The organism is Thalassospira sp. MCCC 1A02491 (genome assembly GCF_001613785.1).
Taxonomy (GTDB): Bacteria; Pseudomonadota; Alphaproteobacteria; order Rhodospirillales; family Thalassospiraceae; genus Thalassospira; species Thalassospira povalilytica.
The window spans coordinates 269,382-283,742 of sequence record NZ_LPVX01000032.1; the positions used below are offsets into that span (position 1 = coordinate 269,382).

General features: G+C 54.0%; 15 protein-coding genes. 3 read left to right on the top strand and 12 right to left on the bottom strand.

The window, feature by feature from the left end; genetic code table 11:
* Positions 1–10: 10 nt before the first annotated feature.
* The gene (locus AUQ42_RS15370) at positions 11–472 is read left to right on the top strand and encodes an META domain-containing protein (RefSeq protein WP_068519973.1); all 462 of its coding nucleotides are present in this window, start codon (positions 11–13) and stop codon (positions 470–472) included.
* A gap of 100 nt (positions 473–572) precedes the next feature.
* Here AUQ42_RS15370 and AUQ42_RS15375 read toward each other — a convergent pair whose 3' ends face one another.
* From AUQ42_RS15375 to AUQ42_RS16065, 5 genes are all read right to left on the bottom strand, one after another.
* Positions 573–2,243: a BCCT family transporter gene (locus AUQ42_RS15375; protein WP_068519974.1), complete on the bottom strand. Its 1,671-nt coding sequence runs from the start codon at positions 2,241–2,243 to the stop codon at positions 573–575.
* Between the two features lie 66 nt (positions 2,244–2,309).
* On the bottom strand, positions 2,310–2,723 hold the full coding sequence (locus AUQ42_RS15380; RefSeq protein WP_068519978.1) for a universal stress protein: 414 nt from the start codon (positions 2,721–2,723) through the stop codon (positions 2,310–2,312).
* Positions 2,724–3,035: 312 nt separating this feature from the next.
* On the bottom strand, positions 3,036–3,980 hold the full coding sequence (locus tag AUQ42_RS15385) for an alpha/beta hydrolase (protein WP_114114109.1): 945 nt from the start codon (positions 3,978–3,980) through the stop codon (positions 3,036–3,038).
* A 72-nt stretch (positions 3,981–4,052) separates the two neighbouring features.
* Entirely contained in the window at positions 4,053–4,985 is a 933-nt protein-coding gene (locus AUQ42_RS15390) for an L-lactate dehydrogenase (RefSeq protein ID WP_068519980.1), read from the bottom strand.
* 3 nt (positions 4,986–4,988) lie between these two features.
* On the bottom strand, positions 4,989–5,123 hold the full coding sequence (locus tag AUQ42_RS16065) for a hypothetical protein (protein WP_255355948.1): 135 nt from the start codon (positions 5,121–5,123) through the stop codon (positions 4,989–4,991).
* 209 nt (positions 5,124–5,332) lie between these two features.
* Here AUQ42_RS16065 and AUQ42_RS15395 point away from each other — a divergent pair, with 209 nt between their 5' ends.
* Entirely contained in the window at positions 5,333–6,271 is a 939-nt protein-coding gene (locus tag AUQ42_RS15395) for a 3-hydroxyacyl-CoA dehydrogenase NAD-binding domain-containing protein (RefSeq protein ID WP_068519981.1), read from the top strand.
* A gap of 108 nt (positions 6,272–6,379) precedes the next feature.
* On the opposite strand, the gene AUQ42_RS15400 is transcribed toward AUQ42_RS15395, so the two are convergent.
* The 7 genes from AUQ42_RS15400 to AUQ42_RS15430 form a co-directional block, all read right to left on the bottom strand.
* The gene (locus AUQ42_RS15400) at positions 6,380–7,315 is read right to left on the bottom strand and encodes a 3-keto-5-aminohexanoate cleavage protein (RefSeq protein WP_068519986.1); all 936 of its coding nucleotides are present in this window, start codon (positions 7,313–7,315) and stop codon (positions 6,380–6,382) included.
* A 23-nt stretch (positions 7,316–7,338) separates the two neighbouring features.
* Positions 7,339–8,121, bottom strand: a complete 783-nt coding sequence (locus AUQ42_RS15405) for an SDR family oxidoreductase (RefSeq protein ID WP_197460868.1) — start codon at positions 8,119–8,121, stop codon at positions 7,339–7,341.
* 44 nt (positions 8,122–8,165) lie between these two features.
* Positions 8,166–8,876 (bottom strand): ABC transporter ATP-binding protein, encoded by a 711-nt coding sequence (locus AUQ42_RS15410; RefSeq protein WP_068519990.1) that lies wholly within the window; start codon positions 8,874–8,876, stop codon positions 8,166–8,168.
* Entirely contained in the window at positions 8,873–9,643 is a 771-nt protein-coding gene (locus AUQ42_RS15415) for an ABC transporter ATP-binding protein (protein WP_068519991.1), read from the bottom strand. The genes AUQ42_RS15410 and AUQ42_RS15415 overlap by 4 nt, the downstream gene beginning before the upstream one ends.
* A complete protein-coding gene (locus AUQ42_RS15420; protein WP_068519992.1) occupies positions 9,640–10,920 on the bottom strand; it encodes a branched-chain amino acid ABC transporter permease in 1,281 nt (426 codons plus the stop codon). Before AUQ42_RS15420 ends, AUQ42_RS15415 begins: the two co-directional genes overlap by 4 nt.
* Positions 10,921–10,922: 2 nt before the next feature.
* Entirely contained in the window at positions 10,923–11,864 is a 942-nt protein-coding gene (locus tag AUQ42_RS15425; RefSeq protein ID WP_068519993.1) for a branched-chain amino acid ABC transporter permease, read from the bottom strand.
* A gap of 74 nt (positions 11,865–11,938) precedes the next feature.
* Positions 11,939–13,180, bottom strand: coding sequence for a branched-chain amino acid ABC transporter substrate-binding protein (locus AUQ42_RS15430; RefSeq protein ID WP_068519995.1), 1,242 nt, complete (start codon positions 13,178–13,180; stop codon positions 11,939–11,941).
* Between the two features lie 322 nt (positions 13,181–13,502).
* On the opposite strand from AUQ42_RS15430, the gene AUQ42_RS15435 reads away from it, so the two are divergent.
* On the top strand, positions 13,503–14,243 hold the full coding sequence (locus AUQ42_RS15435) for a GntR family transcriptional regulator (RefSeq protein ID WP_068519996.1): 741 nt from the start codon (positions 13,503–13,505) through the stop codon (positions 14,241–14,243).
* Positions 14,244–14,361 lie beyond the last annotated feature (118 nt).

A 14,361-nucleotide genomic window follows, 5' to 3' on the forward strand; every position in this document is an offset into this window, starting at 1 on the left:
GGATAGTGACATGCGCACCACAAAACCGATCATGTTTTCCGCCGTCGCGATGACAGGCGCGCTGATTTTGTCTGCATGCAATACGACCGGACAGATGAATACCGGGGGTGCCTGGAAAAATGTCACGGGCAAGGACTGGCACCTAACCATGCTGTCCAATGGCGGACAGACATTTACATTTACACCGACATCGCCAATGCAACCCAGTGCTGTCTTTTCAGAGGATGGAAAGGTTAACGGGTCTTCGGGCTGCAACAGTTATTTTGGCACCTATGATCAGGATGGCAATCAACTGACATTTTCGCCACTCGGCGCGACCCGCAAGATGTGCCTTAATGGCGCGATGGCGATCGAGGCAGCTTTTAACAATGCGACAACTCAGGTCACACACTGGAAACTTGGCAATGACCAACTGGTTCTGATTGACCGGGATGGCAAACCCGTCATGACGTTTACGACCAAAGCCCCGTAAGCCAATAAACGGCTTGATGAACGCAAATAAAAAGGGCGCCGTTTGGCGCCCTTTTGTTGTTTCCGGCGATGTTTTCGATCGCTTTCAAACCGGAAATCAATCAGTCGTCGGTTTTGGTTGCTTCGGATTTCGGGCCTACTGCTGCCGGTTCGGTACGCAGCCCCTGAATGATCGAGAAGCAGGCCAATAACAGCACAATCGCAAACGGGAAGCCGGTTGATACGGCCATCGCCTGCAACGAACCAAGCCCGCCACCCAACAGCAATGCGATCGCAACCAGGCCTTCGAAAGTGCACCAGAACACACGCTGGGGAACCGGGGCATCAACCTTGCCGCCAGCGGTGATCGTATCGATCACAAGCGATCCTGAATCCGATGATGTCACAAAGAAAACAATCACCAGAATAATGCCCAAGAATGACGTGATCGCATGCATCGGCAATTGTTCAAGCATTGTAAACAGCTTGATCGGAAGACCTGCTTCGGCAATGGCAGTTACACCTTCGCTGACCATGTGAACGGCAGTACCGCCAAACGCCGTCATCCAGAAGACACATACAAGCGACGGAATGATCAGAACACAGGTGATGAATTCACGCACTGTACGCCCGCGCGAAACACGCGCGATGAACATGCCAACAAACGGTGACCAGGAAATCCACCATGCCCAATAGAATGACGTCCATCCCTGGCTGAAGTTGGTATCAGCACGACCAACCGGATTGGACAGGGCCGGAAGATATTCGACATAGGCAACAAGAGACGTAAAGAACCCCTTGATGATATCCATGGTCGGACCAACCAGAACCACAAACAGCAACAGCAAGGCTGCCAGTACCATATTGATTTCCGACAGACGTTTGACTCCGGCATCAAGCCCGGCCAAAACCGAAATCAGCGCAACACCGGTAATGGCAATGATCAGAAAGACCTTCGATCCGTCGGTCACTGAAATCCCGAACAGGAAATCAAGCCCGGCATTGGCCTGTTCAGCGCCAAAACCAAGGGACGTCGCAAGCCCGAACAGGGTGGCAAATACTGCAAGAATATCAATAATATGACCGGTCCAACCCCACACACGTTCGCCAAAGATCGGATAGAACACCGAACGCATTGTCAAAGGCAGGCCCTTGTTAAAGGAAAACAGCGCCAAGGCCAGCGCGACCGTTGCGTAAATTGCCCACGGATGAAGTCCCCAGTGGAAAATGGTTGCCGCCATTCCAAGATCAAACGCCGCATCGGCATCACCGACCGCCGCACCCAAAGGTGCCCAGTCCGTACGCATGCCGTCATCGCCGAACGCAGTGCCCCCGATCGAGGACGAGAAATGCGAAATCGGCTCTGATACGCCATAGAACATCAAACCGATGCCCATACCGGCCGCAAACAGCATCGCAAACCAACCCGAATAGGAATAATCGGGTGTCGCATCTGCGCCGCCAAGACGTACCCGTCCAAGCGGTGACACAATCAGAAACAGACACAAAATAACAAAAATGTTGGCCGCAGACAGGAAGAACCAGTCGAAGGTCGACGTCAACCAGCCGCGCAGGTCATTGAACATCGGCCCGACACTTTCCTGAAAGGCCAGTGTCAAAAATACAAATGCAACAATCGACAACCCGGAAATCATGAAGACCGGGTTGTGCACATCAAGACCAAACGGTCCGATCTCTGTCTGGATATTGTCCTGACCGATTTCATAATCGGTCTCGATCGGGTTCGCTGCACCATCCGGGCTTTCAATGCCCGTATCAGCTTCTGACCCCATTTCAAACTCCCTAGCTTCGTGATTAAACAGCTACCCCTAGCCGTCTTTACTCAAAGGCGTGATTGTTTAACGCACCAGGAACACGGATTGATCCGCGTGTGATGCAACATATCCGCCATGAGATGAAAAAATATGGTCGGCAATGCCCGGAATATGCGACGCCATAACGATCACATCGGTGCCAAGCTCATCGGCTTTGCGCACCAAAATCTTGCTCAGATCTGTTGCCAGATCATGGGCAATTTCCGCATCCGCAGAGACTTTCAACCCGGATTTACCGGCTGCTTCCTGTGCGAAATCCGACAACTTCTGTTCGAACTCTTTGGGGCTGTGCGCCACCGAAGACGGGGTATTTGTCCCGACCGCAAGGAAACAAAGTTCGGATTTGTAATGTGTTGCCAAATCGATGGCCGTTTGAATGGCCTTTTCCATTTTGTCGATATGGGCCAGATCCACCGGCACAAGCATCTTCTGATACATTCATTCCTCCGTTGTGTGCACGCAAATATACGTGCCAACCCTTCGGTCGAAATCAAAGTTCAGAGATGATAACAGGTCATTGAATACAAATCAAAAATGGGCAGAACCGGAAAAAATCAAAGATATTTGATATTCAAATCACGAATTAAAAGAACACAATGATTTTGCATCAACACTACAATAACCATAAGTGATTTACGCCGCTTACAGCGGTTAAGATTTATTATTTATGATCCGACAATAACATCATCGAAATGGCGGAAAATATCAGAGTGCAGGGCTACGCGGATCACGGAGCATAACAGCGCGCAGTCATTCCTGACTGACCATACGGGTGATGGCCTGACACACATGGGCAAAGCCGTCCTTGGCCCCGGGGCTCATATATCTGGCACGCAGCCAGCCATGGATCATTTGTGGTTCTTCCCGGTATTGAACCCAAATGCCTGCCCGCGCCAAGCGCGCGGTATATTCACGTCCGTCATCACGTAACGGATCGAAATAGGCGGATGTTATATAGGTCGGCGGCAACCCGCGAAGATCATCCACGGACAAGGCATGCGCCACCGGATCATCCATCGGCGCTTTCAAAACATCGCGGTAATAAATGACATCATCGGTGCTTAAACCCGGGGCGCTGGCCATTTGGCCGTAACTTGGCCAGTTAAGATCCCCGCCAAGTGCCGGATAAATAAGAACCTGACCAAGAATACGATCCCCAAATCCATCATCCCTGGCACGTAATGCCAATCCGGTCGCCAACATGCCGCCCGCACTGTCACCCACCAGAACGATCTTTTTCCCCGCCATCAGCAAACTGTGCATCACGGTGTGACAGTCTTCATGCTGTGCAGGCCAGATATATTCGGGTGCCAACCGGTAATCGATTGCGGTTAGTTCTGCCTGTGCACTTTCTGCAATATCGGCACAGATTGCATCATGGCTGTCACATGATCCAACCACGAACCCGCCACCATGCATGTAAAGAATTCTGTGCGGCGTACCAAGGGTTTCCGGACGGTAATGGCGCACCGGAACCGTTCCGATAACATCGTCCTGAATGTGCATGCCATCCGGACGCGCACGCCCAAAATACGAACATAACACATCATACCAGACGCGCTGTTGCTCGATCCCGGCGGCAACCGCATCAGGTGGATAAAGGCTGTCGCATTTGGCAATGAAAGCACGGATGCCCTCTTCTTCGGGCATCGGGTCATAACTGATATCGAATGAAACCGGGCCGGAATCCGACATTTGGAAACCTTTGCGTGTTGGGACCCCTCAAAACTAGCGCGGTTTTCCGACCTTTAAAAGGGTTCTGTCGTATCAGAGTGAAATGCTTTCCACACAATCCTTCAAAAGCTGCGCACTGCGGCCGAGACCTTCGAGTTCTTCAGCCGCGAGATCCGGCATCAGGTCCTCCGATACGCCGTCCGCACCGATCACCCGTGGAATCGACAACGCAACATCGCGCACATCCCCGATCTCGGCCATGACACAGGAAACCGTCAGGACATCATGCTGATCACGGGCAATGGCCTTGATAATCCGGGCCAGTCCTGCACCAATCCCGTAATAGGTTGCGCCCTTGCCCTTGATGATTTTATAGGCCGCATTGCGCACACCATCATCAATCCGTGCACGCACATGCTGGGTGATCGGCGATCCCACCTGGGCGGCTACTTCTGTCAGGGACAAAGACCCCACCCGGGCATTGGACCAGGCCAAAACTTCGCTATCACCATGTTCACCAAGCACATAGGCATGCACCGATTGTGGCGATATTCCCAGATGCCGGCCAAGCAGACTTCTAAACCGGGCCGTATCAAGGATGGTTCCGGAACCAATAACCCGACTTGCCGGCAACCCGGAAATACGCTGCGTGATCTGGGCCATGATATCAACCGGATTGGACGCAATCAGAAGGATCGCATCGGGCGCAACGGCAAGGACATTACCCACAACATCCTTGAAAACTGCGGCATTGCGCTCCAACAAGGCAAGTCTGGTTTCACCGGGTTTCTGACTGACCCCGGCTGCAAGAATAACGACCCGCGCCCCGGCAAGCCCGCCATAGTCGGCCGCCTCCACAATTGTTGAGGACATGAACGGAACAGCATGGGCAATGTCTTCTGCCTGGGCGACGGCAAGATCATGGTTCTGATCAACCAGAACAACCGAACTGGCAAGTCCCATAACCGCAAGCGCATAGCCCGCTGAACTTCCAACCATCCCGGCCCCGACAATCCCGACCTTCATCACTCAATCTCCCGCATCAAAACCCGTCTTCACATCAATGATGCCACCAGCGGGTGAAGCGGTCAAAAAGGATAAATGTTGCGCAACAAAACATCCCCATTCTTCAGATGAAAAAACCAAAGGATCGATTGCCGTCATGAACGCAATTCTAAATCGAAATTTCAATCACTTAGCCCGGACTAAACCATTCCAATCGCACCCGGTTTACGGTAGAATTTCAACAATATAAAGCCGCATGCGCGCATCATGATTTCCGGGGAAAAATCACCGTCAAAAGGTGATTAAAAACAACAATATACACCGGACCAATCCGTCATGATCGGCACATCAAATAACGGGAGGAAATTTTGGGTAATTCGGACATCCGCCAGGTGACTGTTGTCGGAACAGGCATCATTGGCGCAAGCTGGACCTGTCTTTTTTTGGCACATGGTTTTGATGTTGTCGCAACCGACATTCGCGACGGCGCAGAACATGATTTGAACACCGCAATCGACCGGTTCTGGCCAACACTTCCCGATACGGTTCTGGCCAAAAAACAGCGCGGCAATTTGCGTTTTTCAAACGACCTTGATGAGGCTTGCGCAGGCAGCGGGTTTATTCAGGAAAATGCGATTGAACGACTGGATGCAAAGATCGAATTGATGCGCCGCATCGATGCCGCGACATCCAAAGAAGCCATCATCGCATCAAGTTCATCGGCCATTTCGGTGACCGATATGCAGTCGGCCTGTGCGCATCCCGAACGCGTCGTTCTTGGCCATCCGTTCAACCCGCCCCATCTTGTACCGCTGGTCGAACTGGCCGGCGGGGAAAAAACGGGTCAACGGGCGCTGGAACAGGCAGAAGCATTTTATACTGGTCTTGGGAAAACGCCGGTTCGGCTGGAAAAAGAAATATATGGCCACATTGCCAACCGGTTGCAGGCCGCAATTTTCCGCGAAGCCATCCATATGCTTGATCATGGCATCGCATCGGCCGAAGACATTGACCGCGCCGTGACCGAAGGGCCCGGACCGCGTTGGGCATTGATGGGGCCGTTTATGACCTATCGGCTGGCCGGCGGAGACAAGGGCATGCAGGGATTTTGGGACATGTTTGCCCCGATGCAGGAAAAACTTTGGGCTGACCTGGGCAATCCGACACCACAAAAAGATCTACAGGATCGGGTAACCGCCGCGGTCGAGGACTCCTATGCCGACAAATCAATTTCCACCGTTATTCGGGAACGTGATGCCCGGTTGCGCAAGATACTGGCGGTCAAAAAATCACCCGTTTCCGATTGATGTCGGGATCGAAATCACCCGCAAAAAAACGGCACAGTGTATTTGACACTGTGCCGTTTTTACTTTGGAACCGGTCAGAAATGACAAACCATGTCTGCGGCATCCATCCTAGAAATTGACTTGATCACCACCTTTAAGCGACAGCATGGCGCGTGCTTCGTCCGGGGTTGCGATTTCAAGACCAAGACCTTCGAGAACCTGACGAATGCGCAGAACCTGTGACGCGTTGGACTTTGCAAGCTGACCCGGGCCATTCCAAAGGGAATCTTCAAGCCCGACACGAACATTGCCCCCCATCGAAGCCGCCATTGTCGTGATCGGCAATTGATGGCGTCCTGCGCCAAGCACCGACCAGACATAATCGTCACCAAACAGGCGATCTGCTGTGCGCTTCATATGCGCAACATCTTCAGGATGTGTGCCAATACCGCCAAGAATGCCAAATACTGTCTGAACAAATAGCGGCCCCTTGACCAATCCGCGGTCACGGAAATGCGCAAGGTTATAAAGGTGGCTGGTATCATAGCATTCAAATTCGAACCGCGTGCCATTCCCCGAACAGGCTTCGAGAATATATTCAATATCCTTGAAGGTGTTGCGGAACACGATATCCCGGGAGTTTTCAAGATATGCCGGTTCCCAGTCATGTTCGAATTTCTGGAACCGATCAAGCATCGGGAACAACCCGAAATTCATCGACCCCATATTCAAGGACGCAACTTCCGGCGCGAATTTAAGTGCAGGCTGCAACCGTTCCTGAACCTGCATCGCAGGACTACCACCGGTTGTCAGGTTCAGGACCGCATTTGTGGATTGTTTCAGCCGCGGCAGGAAACGGGCAAACATGTCCGGGTCCTGGGTCGGACGGCCGTTTTCAGGATCACGGGCATGAAGATGCAGGATCGCCGCCCCGGCTTCGGCAGCCTCGATGGCCTGTTCGGCGATCTGGTCCGGGGTAACAGGCAAATGTGCAGACATGCTGGGCGTATGAATGCCACCGGTAATGGCACAGGTGACGATAACCTTGCGTGACGTTTTAGCCATGTTGTTTTTCCTTTTTGATCCGCTCAGATGGTTTCGACATTGCCGCAGACACTGATGGCCTGCCCCGAGATATTTGCCCCCGCCGGGGACGACAGGAACAGCGCCATACCGGCGACATCTTCCGGTTCGACCATGCGGCGCAACGAAACCTGTGACAGGTACTGCGCTTCCATTTCCTCGTAACTGATGCCAAGGGATTCAGCACGCGACCGGATCACGTTTTCAATGCGCGCGCCCCGAACCACACCGGGCAATATGGCATTGACGCTGATGCCATCGGGACCGGCTTCCTTGGCCAGACTTTGCGTCAGTCCGACAATTCCCCATTTCGCTGCGGCATAGGGGGTGCGAAGCGCATATCCAAGCCGCCCGGCAACCGAGGAGATATTGATGATCGTTCCGGCCTCATTGGCGCGCAGCAATGGCAAGGCCCGCCGCAGAACCAAAAACTGGCTCATCAGATCGATATCAAGGGTGCGCCGGATCTCTTCGACAGAAAGCTCGTCAATGGTACCGGTCGGGCCGGAAATGCCCGCATTATTAACCAGAACATCAAGCCCGCCGAGCTGTTCGGATGCCATGGCGAGCAACTGATCAACCTGTGTTTCATCCGAAACATCTGTTACACGTGTCAGCACATCGGGAAAATCTTTGGCAAATTTGCCAAGGGCATCTTCGTCAATGTCACAAATCAGAACCTTGGCACCGGCTTCGCGAAAGGCACAGGCAATGGCCTTGCCAATTCCTGACGCCCCCGCTGTCACCAGAACCCGAAGGCCCGACCGCGGTCGGGTTCGTTCAATCATATTCATTTTCGACCTATTGATGATTTACGCCCACGGCCCGGCCATCAGGCAACTTCAAGCCAGTTGCGCCGCACTTCGGGTGTTTCTTCAAGCTGTTCGGGGGTCCCGCGATAAACCAGTTCACCATGGCCCATGACCATGACCTGCTGGGCAACTTTCAACGCGATGGTCAGTTTCTGCTCGACCAGGACCACAGCAACGCCGCGACGCCCGATATCAAGGATCACTTCCATCACGACATCGACAATCCGTGGCGCCAATCCCTCGGTCGGTTCATCAATCAAAAGAAGCCGCGGATTGCCCAGTAACGACCGGCAAATGGTCAGCATTTGCTGCTCGCCACCGGATAAATATCCGGCCCGAATGCCCCGGCGTTCGCGCAGACGCGGGAAATAGTCATACATTTCCTCGATCGTCCATTGATGCGCACCGGGCGCACCCTTTTGCCCGCCCATGATCAGGTTTTCCTCAACCGTCAAATTGGGGAAAACCAGCCGTTCCTCGGGAACATATCCGATCCCCTTTCGGCAAATGTCATAAGGGCGCTTGCCCGCAATCGATTGCCCGTCAAGGGTCACGGTTCCCGCACTCGGCGGCACCAGTCCCATCATTGCCTTTAACAGGGTTGATCGACCCGACCCGTTGCGTCCCAGCAAGGAGACAATACTGGATTCACCGATTTCCATATCGATGCCGTGCAGGATGTGGCTTTTTCCATAGTGGGCATGCAGCCCTTTGACTTCGAGCAAGCTCATTTCGCCCCCTCCTGACCAAGATAGGCTTCCTGGACTTCACGATTGCCACTGATGCGTTCGGGGGTATCGGTCGCAAGAATGCGGCCATATACCAGCACCGAAACCCGGTCACACAGGCTGAAGACGACGCTCATGTCATGTTCAACCATCAAAAGCGTCTTGCCTTCGGTCACCTTGCGGATCAGCTCTGCGGCCTTGGCCGTTTCTTCGCGCGACATGCCCGCAGTCGGTTCATCAAGCAAAATGACGTCGGCACCGGTCGTAAGCGTCATGCCGATTTCAAGTGCGCGCTGCTCGGAATATGTCAAATCCCCGGCCATGCTTTGCGCACGTGCTTCAAGCCCGACCCGGTTCAGAACATCGGCAGTTTCGTCATTGACCCGACGCATCCCCGCTGCCGACCGGAACAGCCCATAGCGCACCTGATGGCGGGCCATCACGCCGATCCGCAGATTTTCAAACACGGTCATGCGATGAAAAATGTTGGTGATCTGGAATGATCGTGCCAATCCGGCGCGATTGATCAAATGCGGTGAAAGACCGCCAATGCTGTTTCCTTCAAGCCGGATATCGCCCGATGACGGCGCAAACATCCCGGAAATCAGGTTAAACAAGGTCGACTTTCCCGCCCCGTTGGGTCCGATCACTGCATGTCGTTCGCCCGGACGAATATCAAGGTTCAATCCCTGCAAAACATCGATCGGCCCAAATGACTTGCTGACATCCGAAAGCTGCAACGCAGGCGTCTGTGACGTTATCTCATTCATTCTTTGCCTCCTGCACCGACGGTCATATCAGCAGTCGTCGCCTCATCCTTACGTGCCCAAAGCCGGTCAATCACGCGACGGGCCCGGATCAGGATGAAGACACCCCCGCACAGCAACACAAGCGGCACAAGCCACGTCACTGGGTTAAGCGGGCTCCAGGACAGGCCAAACAGGTCATAGGCCGGGAAACCACCCGCTGCCCCGTCGCGGGCCATTGCATAGTCCTGACCGAACAGAACTTCGGCACTTTCAGTCAAAAAGACAGTCCCTGCCGCAATCAGAATGCCGCCGCCCAAGGCCACAAGATACGGACCGCCAATCTTTGCCAGATCGAGCTGACGACGGTTGCGGATATGGTGATCAATTACCCCGCCGATACCTGTTGGTGCATACAGCATCACCAGAACGAAAATCAGTCCCTGGTAAAACAGCCAGGACCGGGTCAGATCCGAAATCAGGAAGGAAAACAGGGTAAAGACCGTTGCCCCAATCACCGGACCAAAGAACACGGTCGATCCACCGACAAAGGTCTGCAAGACCACCTGTGCGGATACCGATCCCGAAAACAGCGAATAGTTTGCTGTCTCGTTGGAAATCGCCAGAAGCGCACCGGCAACACCGGTCATCATGGCCGACACCGCAAAGACGATCACCTTGGCGTAATGGGCGTTATAGCCCAGAAACTTGACGCGCTGCTCATTGTCACGCAGTGCAAGCGTCAAACGCCCGAAAGGCGTTCTGGTATAGGCCCAAAGTGCCAACCCGCACAGCACCACCCAGCCAAGGGTCAGATAATAAACTTCGATAATCGTGCCAAATCCGAACCCCATCCAGGGCATCCGCATCGACGACACGCCAGCTTCACCGCCAAACGTCCCTTCGAGATGCGGGGCCAGCGAATGAAACAGTTCGGCAATTGCCAGGGTCACCAGCGCAAAATACACGCCCGACCGCATGGTCGAAAAATACCCGGCGACCACCCCAACCACGAGCCCGGCCAGCCCCCCGGCCAGCGGCAAAAGCGGCGTTGGAAAGAATAGACCGTCTTCTACCGCGATCATCAGATGCAACGCAGCAAAGGCACCAACCCCGAAATAGGCTGCATGACCAAAGGAAAGAAGTCCCGCCTGACCATTCAACAGATTGAAGGCAAGGGCAAACAGACTGGAAATCAGGACATTGATCAGCGCGTTCTGCCAACCAAGCCCGAGAAATGGCGGTACCGCGATCAACAGAACCAGCAGCAGCGCCAGAAGAATTTTTTGAATGGATGTCATCTTTAATTCCGTTCACCCATCAGGCCGGCCGGACGTACCAGCAGGACGATCAACATCAGTGCAAAGGGAATGGTTGCGCTTACCGAAGACAGCTCAAGCGTCAAAAGACCGCCGACCGATCGCGCCCAATCGCCAAGCCCGACCACGTCAAACATGCTGGCAATCGACCAATCAAGACCGACAGCAAAAGACGAAAACAGGCCAATCAGAAGCGACGCCACCAGCGACCCTTTAAGGGATCCAAGGCCACCGACAACCACAACGACAAAGACAATAACGCCAAGTTCGATACCCATATTCGGGTTGGTCGGATAAAAGGCACCGGCAACAGCACCAGCCAGCCCGGCAAGGGCAGCCCCGGTTCCGAAAACGAACATGAACACCATCGGAATGTTATGGCCCAATGCCTCGGCCATTTGCGGCAACCGTTCAGCTGCGCGCACGACAATACCGGTACGTGTCCGCGTCAACAGAAGCCACAGAACGGTAAACATGATGACCGCAACTGCACCAATGAACATGCGATAGAAAGGATATCCGGTGCCGAAAATCTCAAAGGCGGAAAACCGCAATGCTTCGGGCATCTGGTAATTGACCGGGAAATCGCCGAAAAACAGCTTAATCAGCTCTTCAATAATCAGCGCCAGACCAAAGGTCAGCAAAAGCTCGTGCGCATGACCATGAGCATGTACCCGCGGCAGTAAAAACCGCTCGACCGCCATGCCGACAAGCCCGACCACAATCGGTGCGACCAGAATGCCGGTCCAAAAACCGAAGATCGAAGACACCGCATAGGCGACATAGGCACCGAGCATGTAAAACGAGGCATGGGCGAAGTTCAACACACCCATCATGCCGAAAATAAGCGTCAACCCGGCCGAGACCATAAACAGCAACAAGCCATAGGTCACGCCGTTCAACGTGGAGATAATCGCGAATTCCATGAGACTTCCGGACTAAAAGAGGCAGAAAAGACCCGGCACAACACGACGAAGGCCGGGTCCTGAAGGCGTCGGGATTACGCGTTCGGGCGCTTCATCTGGCAGCTGTCCTGCACCGGATAGATCGCCTTTTCGCCGGGTATTACCTCGACTGTCTCAAAGCCCATATCCGTGCCATCGGCCGGATATTTTGCGCCTTTGACCACTTTGGAAACCACCACCGGACGAATGGTCTGGTGATCTTCCTTGCGCACCGAAATCGGTCCAAGCGGTGACTGGTAAACACTGTTTTCCAGTGCCAGCGCGATGTCGGTGACATTGATGTCGCCGCCCTTGAAATCAAGCGTGGACAAAGCTTCCTGAAGCTGGCCCAGGGCAAAGGTCGAATGACCTTCGACAAAGATCGGATAGGCTCCCGTGGCTGCCTTGTAGGCTTCCGGGAATTCGTTGGTCGGGGTCGCCGCATTGTCATAGTTGTTGGCAATATAGTGGCCCAGTGCCGTCTGACCGGCATTGGCGATGTTGCCCGGCTGATCAAGGAAGGTTGTCGCAAAGGTCACATCAAGACCCGCATCACCGGTCGCCTTCATCAGCAACAACAGGTCATTGGACCAGTTACCGGTAAAGACGGTGTCCGGCTCGGCCGATTTGATGCGTGCAACGAACGGTGCAAAATCCTGGATCTTGTTCACATCATGCAAGACTTCGCCAACAACCTCGTATCCGCCCTCGGATGCGGCGGCCTCAACAGCGGCCTGCACATCCTTGCCCCAGGAATAGTTCTGGTTGATGGCATAGGCCTTGCTGCCGAGTGCATCCGACTTTTTCATGGCATTGACCAGGGCGGTAATGCGCATCGGTGCGGTCGTGGTAAAGCGGAAATGATAGAACTGACACTTGTCGCCGGTAAGCTCCATGGCTTCACCGCCAAGGTTCATAAAGATCATTTCCTTGCCGGGATTGCGCAAATTGTGTTTGCGAACATCTTCGGTCAATTGGCCGGCAATCGCCGATGATGCACCCTGAATGATAATATTTACGCCGTCCGCAACAGCCTGACGGAATTTGTCCGCCGCTTCGGACGCGCCGCCGGCATTGTCATATTCCGTCACCTGAACGGGTTCGCCGTTAAATCCGCCAGCTGCATTTATACGATCAACACCGTATTTTACAGCGCGCGCATAAAGACGCCCGGTCGAGGTTTGCGACCCTGAAAGACTTTCAATAATCCCGATTTTAAGGGGTTCTGCCTGCGACGTGGCGGCACCGAGGGTACCCGCGCCCAGCGCCATCGCGGCACCGAACGCAAATTTTGTCATACGATTCAAGTTTTCCTCCCAGATAACACTTGTTTGTGTACTTGGTCTGCCGCACTGCGTCAGTTATTCCAACGTCTTGGTTCGGCATTGACGGCAGTATAGACACAAGAATTTGACTGAGTAAAGATATTAGATATGTGATCACACTTTAATTTCGATGACCTTTTCTCACCCGGTGCACATTGCCATGGCCAACGCACTGGACGTAGAATGCCATAGACAGTACTGCTGTAATCACCTGATTTGGCGTAACTTGTGACCATTGGTGAAATGTTTTGCCGCCGGGTCCAACGTTTCTTCACCTTCTTGAGGCACCGAGTACGTGAATACCTTCGACCTGACAAAGAATTCCAAACCGATGCTGGCCCCGGTTGATGTCTCGACCGTTCAGGAACGGGTTTATCAAAGCCTGCGACTCGGCCTGCTCCGGGGCGAGTTCCTGCCTGGTGAACAGGTTTCTATCCGCGCTCTGGCCAATATGCTGGGCACCAGCGCCATGCCGGTCCGGGAAGCGATCGCGCGCCTGATCGCCGAACGTGCCATCGAACAGTCCGGACCGCGCACGCTTCGCGTTGCAACCTATCATGCCTCCGAACATGAAGCATATATCCGCATCCGCATGCAGCTCGAAGGTTACGCTGCCGAACGCGCCGCCAGTGGCCCCAAAAACCCGAAACTGGTCGACGCCCTGCGTCGCCATAATGACCAGATCACAGAAGCATTGCAGGTTGATGATTATGACGCGGCCCTGACCGGCAATCAGGCCTTCCATTTCGAACTATACCGCGCCAGCGGCTATAGCCAGCTTCTTGACCTGATTTCCACGCTCTGGCTGCGCACCGGCCCTATTGTCGCCTCCGCACGCAAGGATACCTCGCTGTTCGAACGCGTGTTCACCCATGGCGTCAAGATCCACAGCAATGTCATCGATGCCGTCGCCCAACGCGACCGTGCCGCGGCCCGCTGGTCGGTCAATCTTGATATCCGCTCCTCACATCTGGCCATCCGGCGTTTCTACAAGCTTGCAGATGGCAATGCGGCTGATGTCTCCGGGGCAGATTGATCTTATTGTCGGGCAGGATTAGCGCTCGCTCAGCTCCGACCCGTGGCCTTTGCAAAGAACCTGCAAACAGGCATCGGATAGATGTGTTGATGCCCGACGAGCGCAGTCTCGCGCGCGA

Bases quoted from the DNA above. Each gene is read 5' to 3' on its own strand.
- AUQ42_RS15370 (WP_068519973.1), top strand. From the start codon at position 11: ATGCGCACCACAAAACCGATCATGTTTTCCGCCGTCGCGATGACAGGC.
- AUQ42_RS15375 (WP_068519974.1), bottom strand. From the start codon at position 2,243: ATGGGGTCAGAAGCTGATACGGGCATTGAAAGCCCGGATGGTGCAGCG.
- AUQ42_RS15380 (WP_068519978.1), bottom strand. From the start codon at position 2,723: ATGTATCAGAAGATGCTTGTGCCGGTGGATCTGGCCCATATCGACAAA.
- AUQ42_RS15385 (WP_114114109.1), bottom strand. From the start codon at position 3,980: ATGTCGGATTCCGGCCCGGTTTCATTCGATATCAGTTATGACCCGATG.
- AUQ42_RS15390 (WP_068519980.1), bottom strand. From the start codon at position 4,985: ATGAAGGTCGGGATTGTCGGGGCCGGGATGGTTGGAAGTTCAGCGGGC.
- AUQ42_RS16065 (WP_255355948.1), bottom strand. From the start codon at position 5,123: ATGACGGCAATCGATCCTTTGGTTTTTTCATCTGAAGAATGGGGATGT.
- AUQ42_RS15400 (WP_068519986.1), bottom strand. From the start codon at position 7,315: ATGGCTAAAACGTCACGCAAGGTTATCGTCACCTGTGCCATTACCGGT.
- AUQ42_RS15405 (WP_197460868.1), bottom strand. From the start codon at position 8,121: ATGATTGAACGAACCCGACCGCGGTCGGGCCTTCGGGTTCTGGTGACA.
- AUQ42_RS15410 (WP_068519990.1), bottom strand. From the start codon at position 8,876: ATGAGCTTGCTCGAAGTCAAAGGGCTGCATGCCCACTATGGAAAAAGC.
- AUQ42_RS15415 (WP_068519991.1), bottom strand. From the start codon at position 9,643: ATGAATGAGATAACGTCACAGACGCCTGCGTTGCAGCTTTCGGATGTC.
- AUQ42_RS15420 (WP_068519992.1), bottom strand. From the start codon at position 10,920: ATGACATCCATTCAAAAAATTCTTCTGGCGCTGCTGCTGGTTCTGTTG.
- AUQ42_RS15425 (WP_068519993.1), bottom strand. From the start codon at position 11,864: ATGGAATTCGCGATTATCTCCACGTTGAACGGCGTGACCTATGGCTTG.
- AUQ42_RS15430 (WP_068519995.1), bottom strand. From the start codon at position 13,180: ATGACAAAATTTGCGTTCGGTGCCGCGATGGCGCTGGGCGCGGGTACC.